Below are 15,940 nucleotides of genomic sequence, written 5' to 3'. Positions count from 1 at the left end.
GCTGGTCTCACCAGCCCGTCCGTCCGCATGCGGTGATCGCTGCGTAGGGTGGTGACACCCGAACAGCCCCACCGAAGGGATGCAGGACGACATGGCGATCCAGGTCGGCGACAAGGCCCCCGAGTTCGAGCTCAAGGACAACCACGGCGCCACCGTGCGGCTCTCCGACTTCCGCGGCGAGAAGAACGTGGTGCTGCTCTTCTACCCGTTCGCCTTCACCGGCGTCTGCACCGGCGAGCTGTGCTCGCTGCGCGACAACCTGCCGCGGTTCACCGACCGCGACACCCAGCTGCTCGCCGTCTCCAACGACTCCATCCACACCCTGCGCGTCTTCGCCGAGCAGGAGGGCCTGGAGTACCCGCTGCTCTCCGACTTCTGGCCGCACGGCGACACCTCGCGCGCGTACGGCGTATTCGACGAGGGCAAGGGCTGCGCCCTGCGCGGCACCTTCGTCATCGACAAGGAGGGCGTGGTGCGCTGGACCGTGGTGAACGGACTGCCCGACGCGCGCGACCTCGACGAGTACGTGAAGGCGCTCGACACCCTGTGATTGTTGGATTCCGGGCCTGCGGGGTACGGGAACCCGTTACTAGGATCGACACGTTGATCCGATACCAACGCACGCCGGGGCTCCCCGCCCCCAGAAACCAATGGAGGACTCGTGGGAGTCAGCCTCAGCAAGGGCGGCAACGTATCACTGACCAAGGAGGCCCCGGGCCTGACCGCGGTCATCGTCGGTCTGGGGTGGGACGTCCGCACCACGACCGGCACCGACTTCGACCTGGACGCCAGCGCGCTGCTGGTGAACGCGGCGGGCAAGGTCGCCAGTGACGCGAACTTCGTCTTCTTCAACAACCTCAAGAGCCCCGACGGCTCGGTCGAGCACACCGGTGACAACACCACCGGCGAGGGCGAGGGCGACGACGAGGCGATCAAGGTCGACCTCGCGGCGGTCCCGGCCGACGTCGACAAGATCGTCTTCCCGGTCTCGATCTACGACGCCGAGAACCGCCAGCAGTCCTTCGGCCAGGTCCGCAACGCGTTCATCCGCGTGGTGAACCAGGCCGGCGGCGCCGAGATCGCCCGCTACGACCTCTCCGAGGACGCCTCCACCGAGACCGCCATGGTCTTCGGCGAGCTGTACCGCAACGGCGCGGAGTGGAAGTTCCGCGCCATCGGCCAGGGCTACGCCTCGGGCCTGCGCGGTATCGCCCAGGACTTCGGCGTCAACGTCTGAGACCCCCGGCGTCCGCGCACCCGGGACGCCCGATCGTCCGGCACCGCGCCGTGTGCGCGGTGCCGGACGCGCAGGACAATCAGTGAAGCAGTACCTCGGGGAGGACCAGCATCATGGGCGTCACGCTCGCCAAGGGGGGCAACGTCTCCCTGTCCAAGGCCGCACCGAACCTCACGCAGGTGATGATCGGGCTGGGCTGGGACGCGCGCTCCACCACCGGAGCCGACTTCGACCTGGACGCCAGCGCGCTGCTGTGCACCGGCGGGCGGGTGATGGGGGACGAGTGGTTCGTCTTCTACAACCAGCTCACGAGCCCGGACGGCTCGGTCGAGCACACCGGCGACAACCTCACGGGTGAGGGTGAGGGTGACGACGAGTCGATCCTGGTCGACCTGCCGAAGGTGCCGGCCACCTGCGACAAGATCATCTTTCCGGTCTCCATCCATATGGCCGATGAGCGCGGCCAGACCTTCGGCCAGGTCAGCAACGCGTTCATCCGTGTGGTCAACCAGGCCGACGGCCAGGAGCTCGCGCGCTACGACCTGAGTGAGGACGCCTCGACCGAGACCGCGATGATCTTCGGCGAGCTCTACCGGTACCAGGGCGAATGGAAGTTCCGAGCGGTGGGACAGGGGTATGCGTCCGGACTACGGGGCATCGCCCTGGATTTCGGGGTCAACGTCTCGTAAAGGCGTCGGTTCCGGGCAGGTGTCCAGGCCGGTGGGGGTTCCCTCTAGACTCGGTTCCCGAAGTCCAAAGTCTGAGTAAAACCGAGTGCGGCGCGGGGGAGGGCCTCCCCCGGACACCGTAATGGGGGAACCCCCAACACACGATTGGGTAGCCAGTGCTTCTGAAAACCTTCGGCTGGTCGTTCGGCATCACTGCCATCGGCCTGGTCGCAGCCGTGCTCTACGGGGGATGGACCGCCTTCGGGATCGTGGCGATCCTGGCCGTCCTGGAGATCTCCCTCTCCTTCGACAACGCGGTGGTCAACGCCGGGATCCTGAAGAAGATGTCCGCCTTCTGGCAGAAGATCTTCCTCACGGTGGGCGTGCTGATCGCCGTCTTCGGTATGCGGCTGGTCTTCCCCGTCGTCATCGTCGCCATCACCGCGAAGATCGGCCCGATCGACGCGGTCGACCTCGCGCTGAACAACAAGGACCGCTACGAGCAGCTGGTCACCGACGCCCACCCGGCGATCGCTGCGTTCGGCGGCATGTTCCTGCTGATGATCTTCCTCGACTTCATCTTCGAGGACCGGGACATCCAGTGGCTGCGCTGGATCGAGCGCCCGCTCGCCAAGCTCGGCAAGGTCGACATGCTGTCGGTCTGCATCGCGCTGATCGTCCTGCTGATCACCTCGTTCACCTTCGCCGCCCACGCCCACCAGCACGGCGGCGCCCACACCGACAAGGCGCAGACGGTGCTGATCGCCGGCATCGCCGGTCTGATCACGTACATGATCGTCGGCGGGCTCTCCGGCTACTTCGAGGACCGCCTGGAGGCGGAGGAGGAACGCGAGCACGAGGAGGACGAGGAGGCCGAGCGCTCCGGCAGGCAGAAGCCGCCGGTCGTCCTCGCCGGCCAGGCCGCGTTCTTCATGTTCCTCTACCTGGAGGTGCTGGACGCGTCGTTCTCCTTCGACGGCGTGATCGGCGCCTTCGCCATCACCAACGACATCGTGCTGATGGCGCTGGGCCTCGGCATCGGCGCGATGTACGTCCGTTCGCTGACGGTCTACCTGGTCCGCCAGGGCACCCTCGACGACTACGTCTACCTGGAGCACGGCGCGCACTACGCGATCGGCGCGCTGGCCGTGATCCTCATGGTGACCATCCAGTACCAGATCAACGAGGTCATCACCGGCCTGGTGGGCGTCATCCTCATCGGCTGGTCGTTCTGGTCCTCGGTCCGCCGCAACCAGGCCATCGCGGCGGCCGAGGGAGATGCGGCGGGCCCGGCGGACAAGAGCGAGGTCTCCTCCGGCGTGTGACGCGCCCGTTCGCCGAGGCGCGGTTCACGGGGTGCCGCACGTGTGAAGCCACCCCGGGCAAGGGAACGCTCTGTAGCGGGGCGGTCGTTGAGGACTCCTCCTCTGCTCGGCCGCCCCTTCGGGCTGTGATGTGGACGTGGGGGCGGGAATGGGTTTCCTGGACGGGATCTGGCGCGGGCGCGATGCCGCCTTCGACTCGGGCAGCGCGGCGAGCAACGCCATCGAGCTGACCAAGCGGCACCATCAGGTCTCGCTCACCAAGCAGGGCGCGGCCACCGGCAACCTGCGCGTCAACCTGTCCTGGCGGATGCGGACCTCCGACATAGGCGGCCCGCAGCGGGAGAGTCTGCTGCGCCACCCCTTCAAGGCGCTGAAGCCGCCGGAGGTGATGGGCCACAGCCAGAGCATGGTCAACGTCGACCTCGACCTGGGCTGCCTGTACGAGCTGATGGACGGAACCAAGGGCGTCGTCCAGCCCCTCGGCGGCCTCCTCGGCGACGTCAACGCGCCGCCGTACGTGAAGCTCAGCGGCGACGACCGGTTCGGCTCCGCCTCCGGCGAGACGATGTACGTCAACCTCGACCACCGGGACGACATCAAGCGGCTGCTGGTCTTCGTGTACATCTACGACCAGACGCCCGCGTTCGACCGTACGCACGCGATCGTGACGCTCTACCCGAGCAACGGGCCCCGGATCGAGATAGGCCTCGACGAGCGGCACCCCCAGGCCCGCTCCTGCGCGGTCGTGCTGATCGAGAACGTCAAGGGCGAACTGGTCGTCCGCCGTGAGGTGAAGTTCGTCTACGGCTTCCAGGCGGAGCTGGACCGGCTCTACGGGTGGGGCCTCCAGTGGGGCCGCGGCTACAAGACCAAGGCCGAGAGGTGAACCACCGGCGGGCGGCCGGCCGCCGGACGCAGGGCGGCCGTCACCGGCCTCCGACGAACTGCGGTCCCTGCGGCGGCAGCCGGAAGTCCGGGTCGGACGCCGTGGTCGAGGGCACCGGTTGCGGATAGCCGTACGTGCCGGCGGGCACCGGCGGGACCGGGGCGGCCGTCCGCGGCTGGGGATAGCCGTAGTCGGGGTGGGCGGACGGCTGCGGGTAGCCGTAGGCAGACTGGGGCGCCGGCTCCTGCGGGTAGCCGTACGCTGGCTGTGCGGGGACCGTCGTCGGCTGCTCGGGCGGGAGCGGGCGGCCGGTCTCGGGCGCGCCCTCCGACTCCTCGACCGTGATGCCGAAGTCGGTGGCGAGGCCCCGCAGGCCGTTGGAGTAGCCCTCGCCGAGGGCGCGGAACTTCCAGCCCTCGCCCCGCCGGTACACCTCGCCGCAGATCAGCGCGGTCTCCTCGCCGGTCTCCGGCTTGATGTCGAAGTAGGCCAGCGGTTCGGCGCCGGTGGCCGCGGCGTCGTACAGCAGGATGCGCAGGCCGGTGACAAGCTTGAAGGGAACGTCCTCCGCCGATGCGACGATGAGAATTCGCCCGACCTCGGGCTCGACACCGGCGAGATCTGTCTGGATCGTGTCGGTGGGGCCCTCCGCGACACGCTTCTTCCCGAGCCGCCAGACCTTCCCGGAGGGGTGCCGGGGCTGGTTGTAGAAGACGAAGTCCTCGTCGGAGCGGACCCGGCCGTCCGGGCCGAGGAGGAGAGCCGAGACATCCACGTCCGGGCCCCCCTGCCCGGGCGTCCAGCGCAGCACGGCGCGTACCGTCGTCGCTTCGACCGGAACGTTCGACCCCTTCAGCATCGCGTGCGTCATGCGGTCATCCTGCCCTCTCGGTCCTGGTCACGACAATGCGGGGCCACGGGTCGTCGACATGGCCGAGTTACCTGAAATTCATGCCCTACGGGAACTGAGGACATGAATACCTACGTACTATTACCGGCCACCTGTCCACACCTCACCAGCCACTACGTCACCATGGGGGAGCTTTATGCAGCATTTCGGGCAGATTGCCCCTACGGTACGCGCGCGTCTCTTCTACCAGGAGCCGTGCGAGTTCGACGCGGACTCCCCGGCCCGGCTGCTCGCCGCCGGCCTGGGCGCCACCCTGTACAGCCCGGCCACCCGGCCCGGGCTCGCCGACGACATCGTCAAGCAGGCGGGGCGCGGTGTCGTCTCGATGGTGCTCTGTCTCGAGGACTCGATCAGTGACGAGGACGTCCCGGCCGCCGAGGAGAACCTGGTCCGTCAGTTCACCGAGCTGGCCGGCCGCCCGGACGCCGACCTTCCGCTGCTCTTCGTCCGGGTCCGGGTGCCCGAGCAGATCCCCGACCTCGTACGGCGGCTCGGCCCGGCCGTACGGCTGCTCTCCGGGTTCGTGATGCCCAAGTTCACCGAAGAGCGCGGGATGCCCTTCCTGGAGGCCCTCGCGGACGCCGAGGCGGCGAGCGGCCGGCGCCTCTTCGGTATGCCGGTCCTGGAGTCGCCCGAGCTGCTGTACCGCGAGTCGCGGGTGGAGACCCTGGAGGGCATCTCCCGCGCGGTCGTCAAGTACCGCGACCGCGTCCTCGCCCTGCGCCTCGGCGTGACCGACTTCTGTTCGTCGTACGGGCTGCGCCGCGCCTCCGACATGACCGCCTACGACGTCCAGATCGTCGCCTCCGTGATCGCCGACGTGGTGAACATGCTGGGCCGCGCCGACGGCACCGGCTTCACCGTGACCGGACCGGTGTGGGAGTACTTCCGGGTCCAGGAGCGCATGTTCAAGCCGCAGCTGCGCCGCAGCCCCTTCCTGGAGGGCAAGGCCGAGGAGCTGCGCGAGGCGCTGATCGAGCACGCCATGGACGGGCTGCTGCGCGAGATCGCCCTCGACCAGGCCAACGGGCTCATGGGCAAGACCTGCATCCACCCCTCGCACGTGCTGCCCGTGCACGCGCTCTCCGTGGTCAGCCACGAGGAGTACAGCGACGCGCAGGACATCCTGCGGCCGGAGCTGCTCGGCGGGGGCGTGCTGCGCTCGGCGTACACCAACAAGATGAACGAGGTGAAGCCGCACCGCGCCTGGGCCGAGCGGACCCTGCTGCGCGCCGAGCTCTTCGGGGTCGCACGCGAGGACGTCGGCTTCGTGGAGCTGCTCGCCGCCGGGATACCCGGCTGAACCGCAAGGGACGTATGAACAAGGCAGTGAACAACGGTGTCTGGAGCGGCAGTTGGGTCGCCGAGCGGCTCGGTGTCGAGCTGGTCGGCGACGCCGGGCTGACCGGTCTGCTGGGGCTGGCGCTGCGCCGCAACCCCAAGCGGGCCCATCTGCTCGTGTCGAACGTGCTCGGCAAGCACGTGCCGCAGTCGCCGTCCGTCGTCTACGGCCACGGATTCGCGCTGGGCCGGCGCGTGCGCGAGCTGCTCGGCGACGACGAGGCCCGCCGCGCGGTCGTCCTCGGCTACGCGGAGACCGCCACCGGCCTCGGCCACTCCGTCGCGGACGGCGTCGCCCTGGCGACCTGTCTGCACTCCACCCGCCGCCCGGTCGCCGGGGTGGCCCGCGCGGGCGGCTTCGAGGAGTCCCACTCGCACGCCACGTCCCACCTGCTGCTCCCCGAGGACCCCGCCCTGCTGGCCACAAGCGGCCCGCTGGTCCTGGTCGACGACGAGTTCTCCACCGGCAACACGATCCTGAACACCATCCGCGACCTGCACGAACGCTATCCCCGGGACCGCTACGTCGTGGTCGCCCTGGTCGACATGCGCTCGGCGGCGGACGCCGGACGCCTCGACGCGTTCGCCGCGGAGATCGGCGCCCGGGTGGATCTGATCGCCGCCGCCTCCGGCACGGTGCGGCTCCCGGCGGACGTACTGCGCAAGGGCCAGGAGCTGGTCGCCCGGTACGAGCAGGCGGCGGGGAGCCAACCCGCCCCCGCCTCGGCCCCCGCCCCCGGCCGCGTGACCCGTGTCGAGCTGTGCTGGCCGCGTGGGCTCCCCGACGGCGGGCGGCACGGGTTCACCCCCGCGCACCGGGCGCGGCTGGAGGGCGCGCTGCCCGCCCTCGCCGCGCGGCTCGCGGAGGCGCTGCCCGGTGACGCCGGACGCGTGCTGGTGCTCGGCTTCGAGGAGCTGATGTACGCGCCGCTGCGGGTGGCGCGGGAGCTGGAGCAGGTGGTCGGGGCCGAGGTGCGGTACTCCACCACGACCCGTTCGCCCGTCCTCGCGGTGGACGACCCCGGCTACGCGATACGCAGCCGGCTCGTCTTCCCCGCCCACGACGCCCCGGCCGACGGACCCGGCGAGCGATACGCCTACAACGTGGCCGGCGCCGGCTTCGACGCCGTCGTCGCGATCGTCGACTCCCGTGCGGACACCCCCGAACTGCACGCCCCCGACGGCCTGTTGGCCCGGCTCGCCGCGCACACCCCGCACGTGCTGCTGGCGGTCGTGCCCAGCTACGCACCCGAGCCCCCGCCCGTACCCGAAAGGCCCGCCATGCTGCCCGAGCCCCTCCGCGGCCCCGCCTTCTCCTCGTACGCCCCCGAGGAGGTCGGCTGGCTGCTCCAGGACCTCTCGGACGTCACGCTGGAGGCGCCGACCGAGGAGCGGGAGGAGGCGATCCAGAGTGGCGGGGCGCACTACGCGGAGTCGCTGCCGGTCGAGTACCAGCCGAGCGAGCGGTACCAGGAGCTGTTCCACACCGCGCTGGCCGGCTCCGCCGCGCGGATCGCGCTGGCCGTCGGGGCGGTCACCGAAATCGTCCTCGCCGAGCGTCCCCGCCCGGTCCTCGTCTCGCTCGCCCGGGCCGGCACCCCCGTGGGCGTCCTGATGCGCCGCTGGGCCCAGCACCGGCACGGTCTCGACCTTCCGCACTACGCCGTGTCGATCGTGCGCGGCCGGGGCATCGACGCCAACGCGCTGCGCTGGCTGGCCGCCCATCACGACCCGGCCGACGTCGTGTTCGTCGACGGCTGGACCGGCAAGGGTGCCATCACCCGCGAACTAGCCGACGCCATAAAGGAGTTCGAGGAATCCGACGGCATCACCGGCTTCGATCCGGAGATCGCGGTACTCGCCGATCCGGGTTCCTGCGTACGCACGTACGGTACCCGGGAGGATTTCCTCATTCCGTCCGCTTGCCTCAACTCGACGGTGTCCGGGCTGATTTCGCGTACCGTACTCCGTTCCGACCTTGTCGGCCCGGATGATTTCCACGGCGCCAAGTTCTACCGCGAACTCGCCGGCGCCGATGTCTCGGTGGATTTCCTGGACGCGGTCGCCGCCCGTTTTCCCGAGGTCTCCGACGCCGTCGCCGCCCGCGCCAAGGAGCTGCTCTCCGCCGACCGCAGGCCGACCTGGCAGGGCTGGGCGGCGGTTGAGCGGATCAGCGAGGAGTACGGCATCCACGACGTGAACCTGGTGAAGCCCGGGGTCGGCGAGACCACCCGGGTGCTGCTGCGCCGTGTGCCGTGGAAGATCCTCGCCCGGGCCGGCGCGGGCGCCGACCTCGACCACGTCCGGCTGCTCGCCGCTCAGCGCGGGGTGCCCGTCGAGGAGGTCGCCGAACTGCCGTACACCTGCGTCGGGTTGATCCACCCTCAGTACACGCGCGGGGCCACCGGCGCCGACGGCCGGACGGTGGCGGTCTGATGCCGGTCCTCGTCGCGAGCGATCTCGACCGTACGCTCATCTACTCGGCCGCCTCCCTCGCGCTGACCATGCCGGACGCGCGGGCGCCCCGGCTGCTCTGCGTCGAGGTGCACGAGAGCAGACCGCTCTCCTTCATGACGGAGACCGCGGCCGGACTCCTCACCGAACTCGGCGGCGCGGCGGTGTTCGTGCCCACCACGACCCGTACCCGCAAGCAGTACCAGCGGATCAGCCTGCCGGGCCCCGAGCCGGTCTACGCGATCTGCGCCAACGGCGGCCATCTGCTGGTGGACGGCGTCTCCGACCTGGACTGGCACGCCACGGTGACCGGCCGGCTGGCCGCCGAGTGCGCGCCGCTCGCCGAGGTGCGCGACCACCTGGAGGGTTCCGCCGACCCGGCCTGGGTGCGCAAGCACCGCGTCGCCGAGGACCTCTTCGTCTATCTCGTCGTGGAGCGCGAGCTGCTCCCCGAGGACTGGGTGAAGGAGTTCGCGGTGTGGGCGGAGGAGCGCGGCTGGACGGTGTCGCTCCAGGGCCGCAAGATCTACGCCGTACCGAAGCCGCTCACCAAGGGCGCGGCCGTGCGCGAGGTCGCCCGGCGCACCGGTGCCGAACTGACCCTCGCCGCCGGTGACTCGCTGCTCGACGCCGATCTGCTGCTCGCGGCCGACCGGGGCTGGCGGCCGGGCCACGGCGAGCTCGCCGAGTGCGGCTGGACGGCGCCCACGGTCGGCGCGCTCACCGAGGGCGGGGTGCTGGCCGGGGAGCGCATCCTGCGGGAGTTCCTTGGGGCGGCCCGCCCGGCCGCGACAGGGCACGGAAGTTGAAGACTTCCTGAGAAATTCGCACTCCGCGGAGGGTCAGGAGCAGCAGCCGCCCCCGCAGCAGCCACCGCCCCCGCCGCCCGCGTTGGGCCCGGGGGCCGGGGCCTGCGCCGAACCGCCGACGGCTACCGTGGACAGCAGTTTCACGGTGTCGTCGTGCCCGGACGGGCAGGTCGCGGGCGCTGCGGACTCCGCCATCGGGCGGCTCAGTTCGAAAGTGGCGCCGCAGGTACGGCAGCGGAAGTCATAGCGTGGCATGTGTTCAGATTAACGGGCGCGACCGTGCTGGCGAGTTGCGTGCATCACATCGACCCATTTCTGACTGATTCGTGATCGAACAAATTGAAAAGATCGCTGGTAATTTGTGAAGGCCGCGAGGAGGCCGTAAGGCCGGGGGAAACAGGGGGGCTCGCAGCCGCTCTGTCGGCCGCTGCATCTACCCGCGCGAGCACCACCGAGTGCGGAGGGAGAAGCGGACGTGACCGAGGCAGGGCAAGGGGGGGACGCCCAGGACGGTGACCGCGGGGCGCATGGCCGCCGCGCGGAGCCGAAACGACCCCGGCGCCGGGGCGCCGAGGACGGCGTACCGCCCGAGGAGGCCCGGCAGGCGGACCCGCCACCGCCGGCCGACGCCACGATGCGGCTCAACGTCGAGGCCCTGCGCGCCGATCCGCTGCTCAACCCCGACCCGCCGGCCGGACGGCGGGAGCCGTCGGCCGGCCGCGAGAAGCCCCCGACCAAGGGCGACTCCGCGGTGGACGGCACCCCTTCGACGAACCCGGCCACGGGCAACCCGCCGACCACGGGCGCCCCTCCGGCCAGGAGCAACCTCCCGACCAGGGGTACCTCCTCGGCCAAGGGCAGCCCTCCGGCCAAGGCCGCCCGGACACCGAGGGCCGGCGCCGACGGTCCGCCCCCGCCGGCGGACGCGACGATGAAGCTGAACGTCGAGTCGCTGCGCGCCGACCCGTCGCTCAAGCCCGGCAGCGCCGCCGCGTCGTCCGCCGCGTCCGCGTCGGCGGAGCTGCCTTCGCGGGACGATATGCCCCCGAGGCCGGACGAAACCATGCAGATACGCATGGTCAAGCCGGCCGATGTGGCGAAAATCACTCGCTCCGCGATGCGTCGCGCGCTACCGAGGCCCACGGCGTGGGGACGGATAGCCGCCGTCGTGGGCCCCCGGCTCGCCGTGCTCGTCGAACGGCTGACCCCCCTCGCCCGCCGCCTCGCCCCCTACGCCCGCAGGCTGCGCCCGCACTACCCCCGCCCGGGCCGGGACGACTGGCGCCGCTGGATACCCTCCTGGCGGCAGTGGCTGGGCGCCTGGCTGACGGCGATCGGCCTGACCGGGCTGTTCCTGGTCGTCGCCTACGCGGCCACGGACATACCGAGCAACCTGAACTCGTACGCCACCCAGCAGGACAACGTCTACTTCTGGTCCGACGGGACCCCCATGGCCCGTACGGGCTGGGTGCAGCGCCAGGCGATGCCGCTGAAGGACATACCCCAGAACGTCCGCTGGGCGGTGCTCGCGGCGGAGAACGAGAGCTTCTACACCGACCCCGGAGTCTCCGTGCGGGGCATCACCCGCGCCCTGTACAGCACGGTCGGCAAGGGTGTCACGGAGGGGGGCTCCACCATCACCCAGCAGTACGTGAAGAACGTCTACCTGACGCAGAACCAGACGGTGAGCCGCAAGTTCACCGAGGCGATGATCTCCCTCAAGCTCGACAACCGGATGAGCAAGGACAAGATCCTGGAGGGGTACCTCAACACCAGCTGGTTCGGTCGCGGCACCTACGGCCTCCAGCGCGCCTCGCAGGCCTACTACGGCAAGGACGTCAGCCAGCTCAACGCCAGCGAGGGCGCCTTCCTCGCCTCGCTCCTCAAGGGCGCCGGCCTCTACGACCCGGCTATCAGCAAGGCCAACCACGCGCGGGCGGTGGCCCGTTGGTCCTGGATCCTCGACCGGATGGTGAAGACCGGCAAGCTGTCGGCGGCCGAGCGCGCCAAGTACAAGACCTTCCCCGAGCCGCTGAAGCAATCGAAGACCTACGACACCGGAAAGCAGAGCGACTATCTGGTGGAGCTGGCCGCCCAGTACGCGAAGAAGACCGCGCACATCACGGACAAGCAGTTCGACCTCGGCGGCTACCAGATCTACACGACCTTCGACCGCACCCGGGAGGCCGCGCTGACCGACGCCGTGACCAAGGCCCGCAAGAAGGCCCTCGCCGCCAGTCCGGCCAAGGCGAAGTCGGCCCACTACGGAGCCTCCTCGGTCGCCTCCGACGGCCGTATCCTCGCCCTCTACGGCGGCCCCGACCACCGCACCCAGGGGTACAACGAGTCCAACGCGAGCACCGTCCCCGCGGGCACCGCGTTCCTCCCCTTCGTCTACGCCGCCGGTCTCGAACACGGCGTGACCAAGAGCAGGGGCGGACCGCCGGAACCGGTCACCCCGGACACGCTCTACGACGGGGACGACGGCGTGCCGGTGACCACGCCCGAGGGCCCCTACTGGGACCGCAGCGGGAAGAAGGTCGCCGCACACAACGACGACGGCAAGTCCTACGGCCAGATCACGCTGCGCAAGGCGCTCGCCGAGTCCGTGAACACCCCGTTCATGCAACTCGGCATGGACACCGGCCTGCCCACGGTGCGCAGGACCGCCGAGGCGGCCGGGATCCTCTCCTCCAGCTTCGGGCCGCAGGTGCCCGACATGTCCATGGGCAGCGCCACACCCAGCGCGCTGCGCATGGCGAGCGCCTACACGACGTTCGCCGCCAAGGGCGTGCACACCGAGCCGTACTCGGTGCGCCGGATCACCCGCAACGGTTCCGGGGTCGCACTGGACCGGCCCGCGCCGAACCGGGCGGTGAGCACCGTGACCGCCCGCGAGGTCAGCGAGGCGCTCACCGACTCCTTCGACAGCGCGCACCCGACCGCCGCTCCCGCCGCCGCGGACGTCGCGGGCAAGGTCGGCACCACCGAGGGTGACACCGCCGCCTGGTACGTCGGGACGGACAAGCAGGTGTCCACCGCGATCGTCGTCTACCGCATCGATCTGTCCAAGAGCCTGGAACCGCTTCCCCTGGAGGGCCTCGCCGGCGCGACCGCCGACGTCCCCTACGGCATCTGGTCGAGTGCCATGAGCCCCCTCGGCTGACCGCCGCGCCGCCCCCGCCCCTTCGAAGAATGAGCCGCACATGAAGCCTGGAACGAAGGCGCCATCCGGCCGCCGGCACCGCGCACGAGCACCGCGCCGCGCCGCCCGGCCGGGATTCCTCACCCTGGCGGTCTTCCTGGCGGTGGCCTCGCTGGTCACCGGATACCTGGTCCTGACGCGCACGGACGACACCGCGCCGGCGGCCTCCTCCGGCAAGGGCAACTCGGCCAAGTCCAGCAAGGACCCGGTGTGGGACGGCAAGACGCGGGTGCTCGGGGACGGGTCCACGTCGTACACCGGGCCGCAGAAGGGCGAGTTGAAGGCCGTACCGCTCAAACCGGGTGAGAAACCGCCCCAGTTCGTCGTCTTCTCCTGGGACGGCGCGCTCCAGGGCGACGACAAACTCTTCTCGCACTACCGGGAGATGGCCAAGGAGTACAACGCCCACATGACGTTCTTCCTCACGGGCATCTATCTGCTGCCCAAGAGCAAGAGGGACCTCTACCACCCGCCGCTGCACCCGGTGGGCTCCGCGGCCATCGACTTCCCCACCGACCAGCACATACGCGACACCCTGGAGCAGCTGCGCGAGGCGTACGACCAGGGCAACGAGATCGGCACCCACTTCAACGGCCACTTCTGCGGCGCCAAGGGCGGCGGCGACTGGAGTGTGGAGCAGTGGAAGAGCGAGATCGACCAGTTCTTCTCGTTCGTCGAGAACTGGAAGACCAACACCGGCTACAAGGACATCGCCCCGCTCCCCTTCGACTTCAAGAAGGAGGTCGTGGGTGGTCGCGCCCCCTGCCTGGAGGGTCAGGCCAACCTGCTGAAGGCCCTGAAGGGCTACGGCTGGACGTACGACGCCAGTTCCGCGGGCGACTTCCAGATATGGCCCACCAAGAAGAACGGCCTGTGGGACTTCCCGCTGGAACTGCTGCCGTACGAGGGCGGCAAGTACCAGGGCCTGTCGATGGACTTCAACTTCCTCTACAACCAGTCCGACGGCGAGACCCAGGGCGACGCGGCGAAGTTCGCCGCCTGGGAGCAGGAGACGGTCGACTCCTACATGGCCGGTTTCAACCGGGTCTACTACGGCAGCCGGGCGCCGCTGTTCATCGGGAACCACTTCGAGAACTGGAACGGCAGCATCTACATGAAGGCCATCGACCAGATCGTCCCCAAGATCTGCACCAAGAAGGGCGTCAAGTGCGTCTCCTTCAAGGAGTTGGCCGCCTGGATGGACGTACAGACCCCGCAGACCCTGGAGCGGCTGCGCAGCCTTGATCCCGGGCAGTCACCGGACTGGTCGACGGTGGTGAAGTGATCCCCGCCGTGGCGTGAAGTGTTCCCGGTCCCTCCCCGGACTCCCCTTGTTTGGGGAGAACATGTAAAGATCTTCCCCTCGGGGACCGATCACCCCGGGTCGAGGAGAATGCCGTGAGTCCCAGGAAGTCGATCCACCGCCGCCTGACCGTGGCGGCGGTGGCCCTCTCCGCCGTACTGCTGTCGGTTCTGCCCCAAGTCGCTTCCCTGACAGCCCCGTCGGCGGGCACGTCGGACACGTCCACCACCACCGTGGTACGCGCCGGGGACAGCGCCTGGTCGGCGATCCACGACTAGGGCCTGGTCCCTGTCCCTGCCGCATGCCCCGCCCCCGCACCCGTCCTGGTCCCGTCGCCGGGCCGAGCCGCGGCTACCGTCCCGGTTCCGGAGACGGCGGTCGGCGGCGGGACCGCGCGGGGCCCTCAGTGCCCGGTGCCGCGTTCCTCGCGGATGCGGGTGACGACGCCGGCGGCGGTCTGCCGCACCGCCTCCGTCTCGGTGAGGAAGTGCCAGTAGTCGGGGTGGCGCCCCTCCAGTGAGGCGACCGCCCGGTCCAGGCGGGCGACGGCCTCGTCCAAGGGGCGGGCGTGGCGCGGGTCGGGGGTGCTGCGGCCGGTCATCGCCAGCCGCTGGGCGTCCCGGATCGCGAACCGGGTGCGGTCGGTCTCCTGCTGCGGGTCCTTCTGTACGGCGTTCAGCCGCCGCAGCCGGTCCCCGGCGGCCGACACGGCCTCGTCGGTCGTGTTCAGCAGCGCCCGCGCGGTCGAGAGCAGCGCCGTCGCGTCCGGCCAGCGCTGCGCGTCCCGCGCGGCCCGCGCCTCCTTCAGCTTCAGCTCGGCCTGTCCCACGTTCTGCCCGGCCTGCTCGGGCACGTGCTGGAGGTCCTGCCAGCACGCGGCCGAGAACCGCCGCCGCAGTTCGCTCAGCACCGGGTCCACCTGCCCGGCGCGCGTGGTGAGGGCCTGGGCGCGGGTGCGCAGCGACACCAGCCGGTGGTCGATCTCGGCGGCCCGCTCCGGCAGCCGCTCGGCCTCGGCCCGGATCGCCTCAGCCTCCCGGGCCACCTGCGCGGCCCGCTCCAGCGTCTGCGGTACGCCGTGCTGTCCGGCGCCCTGGTTCAGTTTGGTCAGCTCCGGCGCGAGCGCGGCGAGCCGGGCGGCGAGGTCGTCCGCGGTCAGCCCCGAACTCCGCACGGCGTCAAGGGCGTTGCTCGCGGCGAGCAGCGCCTGCCGGGCCCGCTCGACGGCGGGGGCCAGCCGGGCGAGCTGGGTCTCGGCCTTGCCGAGCAGCGGGCCGAGTCCGCTCTCGAACCGGTCCAGTTCCTGCTTGACCCGGCCCAACTGGTCCTTGGCGGCGGTCAGTTCGGTACGGGCGCGATGGGCGGCGGCGGCCTCCAGATCGTCCCGGTCCAGATCGTGGGCGTCGATGGCGTTGATGTACTGGTTGCTCGCCTCGTCGATACGCCGGCCCAGCGCCTCGAAGTCGGTGACCGCGCGCCGGGCGGCGGGGGAGTCGTCGACCGCCGTGATCGTCTCGATCGAGATCCGCAGGTCGCGCTGGGCGGTGTCCAGTTCGTAGAACGCGGCGGCGGCGGCGTCCTTCGCCGCCTGGGCCTCGGCCCGCTGGCTCTCCGCGCGCCCGCCGAACCAGCGCCGGGTGCCGCCGCCCGCGAACGCGGCGGGCAGCGCGAGGGCGAGCAGCAGCGGCAGTCCCGCCAGGGTGACCGTGTCGACCGCGGCACGGACGGCGGCGGAGCCGCGCCGGGCCCCGGTGAACGGCGCGTACGGCTGCGTAGGTGTCGCCGTCACATCCCTCTCCCGT

14 protein-coding genes are annotated in these 15,940 nt (G+C 70.5%); 11 read left to right on the top strand and 3 right to left on the bottom strand.

The annotated features are described in order from the left end of the window. Window positions 1-91 precede the first annotated feature (91 nt). The 5 genes from ABZT12_RS04475 (at window position 92) to ABZT12_RS04455 (ending at window position 4,116) form a co-directional block, all read left to right on the top strand. On the top strand, window positions 92-550 hold the full coding sequence (locus ABZT12_RS04475) for a peroxiredoxin (RefSeq protein ID WP_356377110.1): 459 nt from the start codon (window positions 92-94) through the stop codon (window positions 548-550). Between the two features lie 111 nt (window positions 551-661). Beyond that, window positions 662-1,237 (top strand): TerD family protein, encoded by a 576-nt coding sequence (locus ABZT12_RS04470; RefSeq protein WP_356377107.1) that lies wholly within the window; start codon window positions 662-664, stop codon window positions 1,235-1,237. Between the two features lie 113 nt (window positions 1,238-1,350). Then, entirely contained in the window at window positions 1,351-1,926 is a 576-nt protein-coding gene (locus ABZT12_RS04465; RefSeq protein ID WP_356377104.1) for a TerD family protein, read from the top strand. 155 nt (window positions 1,927-2,081) lie between these two features. Beyond that, a complete protein-coding gene (locus ABZT12_RS04460; RefSeq protein ID WP_356377101.1) occupies window positions 2,082-3,230 on the top strand; it encodes a DUF475 domain-containing protein in 1,149 nt (382 codons plus the stop codon). Window positions 3,231-3,378: 148 nt separating this feature from the next. Beyond that, entirely contained in the window at window positions 3,379-4,116 is a 738-nt protein-coding gene (locus ABZT12_RS04455) for a Tellurium resistance (protein WP_356378082.1), read from the top strand. 40 nt (window positions 4,117-4,156) lie between these two features. On the opposite strand, the gene ABZT12_RS04450 is transcribed toward ABZT12_RS04455, so the two are convergent. Next, window positions 4,157-4,987 carry a TerD family protein gene (locus tag ABZT12_RS04450; RefSeq protein ID WP_356377098.1) on the bottom strand — a complete coding sequence of 277 codons (831 nt, stop codon included), beginning with the start codon at window positions 4,985-4,987 and terminating at the stop codon, window positions 4,157-4,159. 175 nt (window positions 4,988-5,162) lie between these two features. Between ABZT12_RS04450 and ABZT12_RS04445 the strand changes: the two genes are divergently transcribed. Genes ABZT12_RS04445 through ABZT12_RS04435 form a run of 3 tightly spaced genes read left to right on the top strand, consistent with a single transcriptional unit; the run spans window position 5,163 to window position 9,630 of the window. Beyond that, window positions 5,163-6,329 carry an HpcH/HpaI aldolase/citrate lyase family protein gene (locus tag ABZT12_RS04445; RefSeq protein WP_356377095.1) on the top strand — a complete coding sequence of 389 codons (1,167 nt, stop codon included), beginning with the start codon at window positions 5,163-5,165 and terminating at the stop codon, window positions 6,327-6,329. A 14-nt stretch (window positions 6,330-6,343) separates the two neighbouring features. Further along, window positions 6,344-8,803, top strand: a complete 2,460-nt coding sequence (locus ABZT12_RS04440) for a phosphoribosyltransferase (RefSeq protein WP_356377092.1) — start codon at window positions 6,344-6,346, stop codon at window positions 8,801-8,803. Further along, window positions 8,803-9,630: an HAD family hydrolase gene (locus ABZT12_RS04435; protein WP_356377089.1), complete on the top strand. Its 828-nt coding sequence runs from the start codon at window positions 8,803-8,805 to the stop codon at window positions 9,628-9,630. Before ABZT12_RS04440 ends, ABZT12_RS04435 begins: the two co-directional genes overlap by 1 nt. Window positions 9,631-9,663: 33 nt before the next feature. Here the strand turns inward: ABZT12_RS04435 and ABZT12_RS04430 are convergent, their stop codons facing one another. Continuing rightward, window positions 9,664-9,885, bottom strand: a complete 222-nt coding sequence (locus ABZT12_RS04430) for a zinc ribbon domain-containing protein (protein ID WP_356377086.1) — start codon at window positions 9,883-9,885, stop codon at window positions 9,664-9,666. Between the two features lie 676 nt (window positions 9,886-10,561). On the opposite strand from ABZT12_RS04430, the gene ABZT12_RS04425 reads away from it, so the two are divergent. The 3 genes from ABZT12_RS04425 (at window position 10,562) to ABZT12_RS04415 (ending at window position 14,416) form a co-directional block, all read left to right on the top strand. After that, window positions 10,562-12,796, top strand: coding sequence for a transglycosylase domain-containing protein (locus ABZT12_RS04425; protein ID WP_356378079.1), 2,235 nt, complete (start codon window positions 10,562-10,564; stop codon window positions 12,794-12,796). Between the two features lie 40 nt (window positions 12,797-12,836). Then, the gene (locus ABZT12_RS04420) at window positions 12,837-14,120 is read left to right on the top strand and encodes a hypothetical protein (RefSeq protein WP_356377083.1); all 1,284 of its coding nucleotides are present in this window, start codon (window positions 12,837-12,839) and stop codon (window positions 14,118-14,120) included. A gap of 113 nt (window positions 14,121-14,233) precedes the next feature. After that, the gene (locus tag ABZT12_RS04415) at window positions 14,234-14,416 is read left to right on the top strand and encodes a hypothetical protein (protein ID WP_356377080.1); all 183 of its coding nucleotides are present in this window, start codon (window positions 14,234-14,236) and stop codon (window positions 14,414-14,416) included. Window positions 14,417-14,541: 125 nt separating this feature from the next. Here the strand turns inward: ABZT12_RS04415 and ABZT12_RS04410 are convergent, their stop codons facing one another. After that, entirely contained in the window at window positions 14,542-15,927 is a 1,386-nt protein-coding gene (locus tag ABZT12_RS04410; RefSeq protein ID WP_356377077.1) for a hypothetical protein, read from the bottom strand. Between the last annotated feature and the right edge of the window lie 13 nt (window positions 15,928-15,940).

Source organism: Streptomyces sp. NPDC005423, assembly GCF_040606415.1.
Classification (GTDB): Bacteria; Actinomycetota; Actinomycetes; order Streptomycetales; family Streptomycetaceae; genus Streptomyces.
This window is presented reverse-complemented; position numbering and strand designations above follow the sequence as displayed.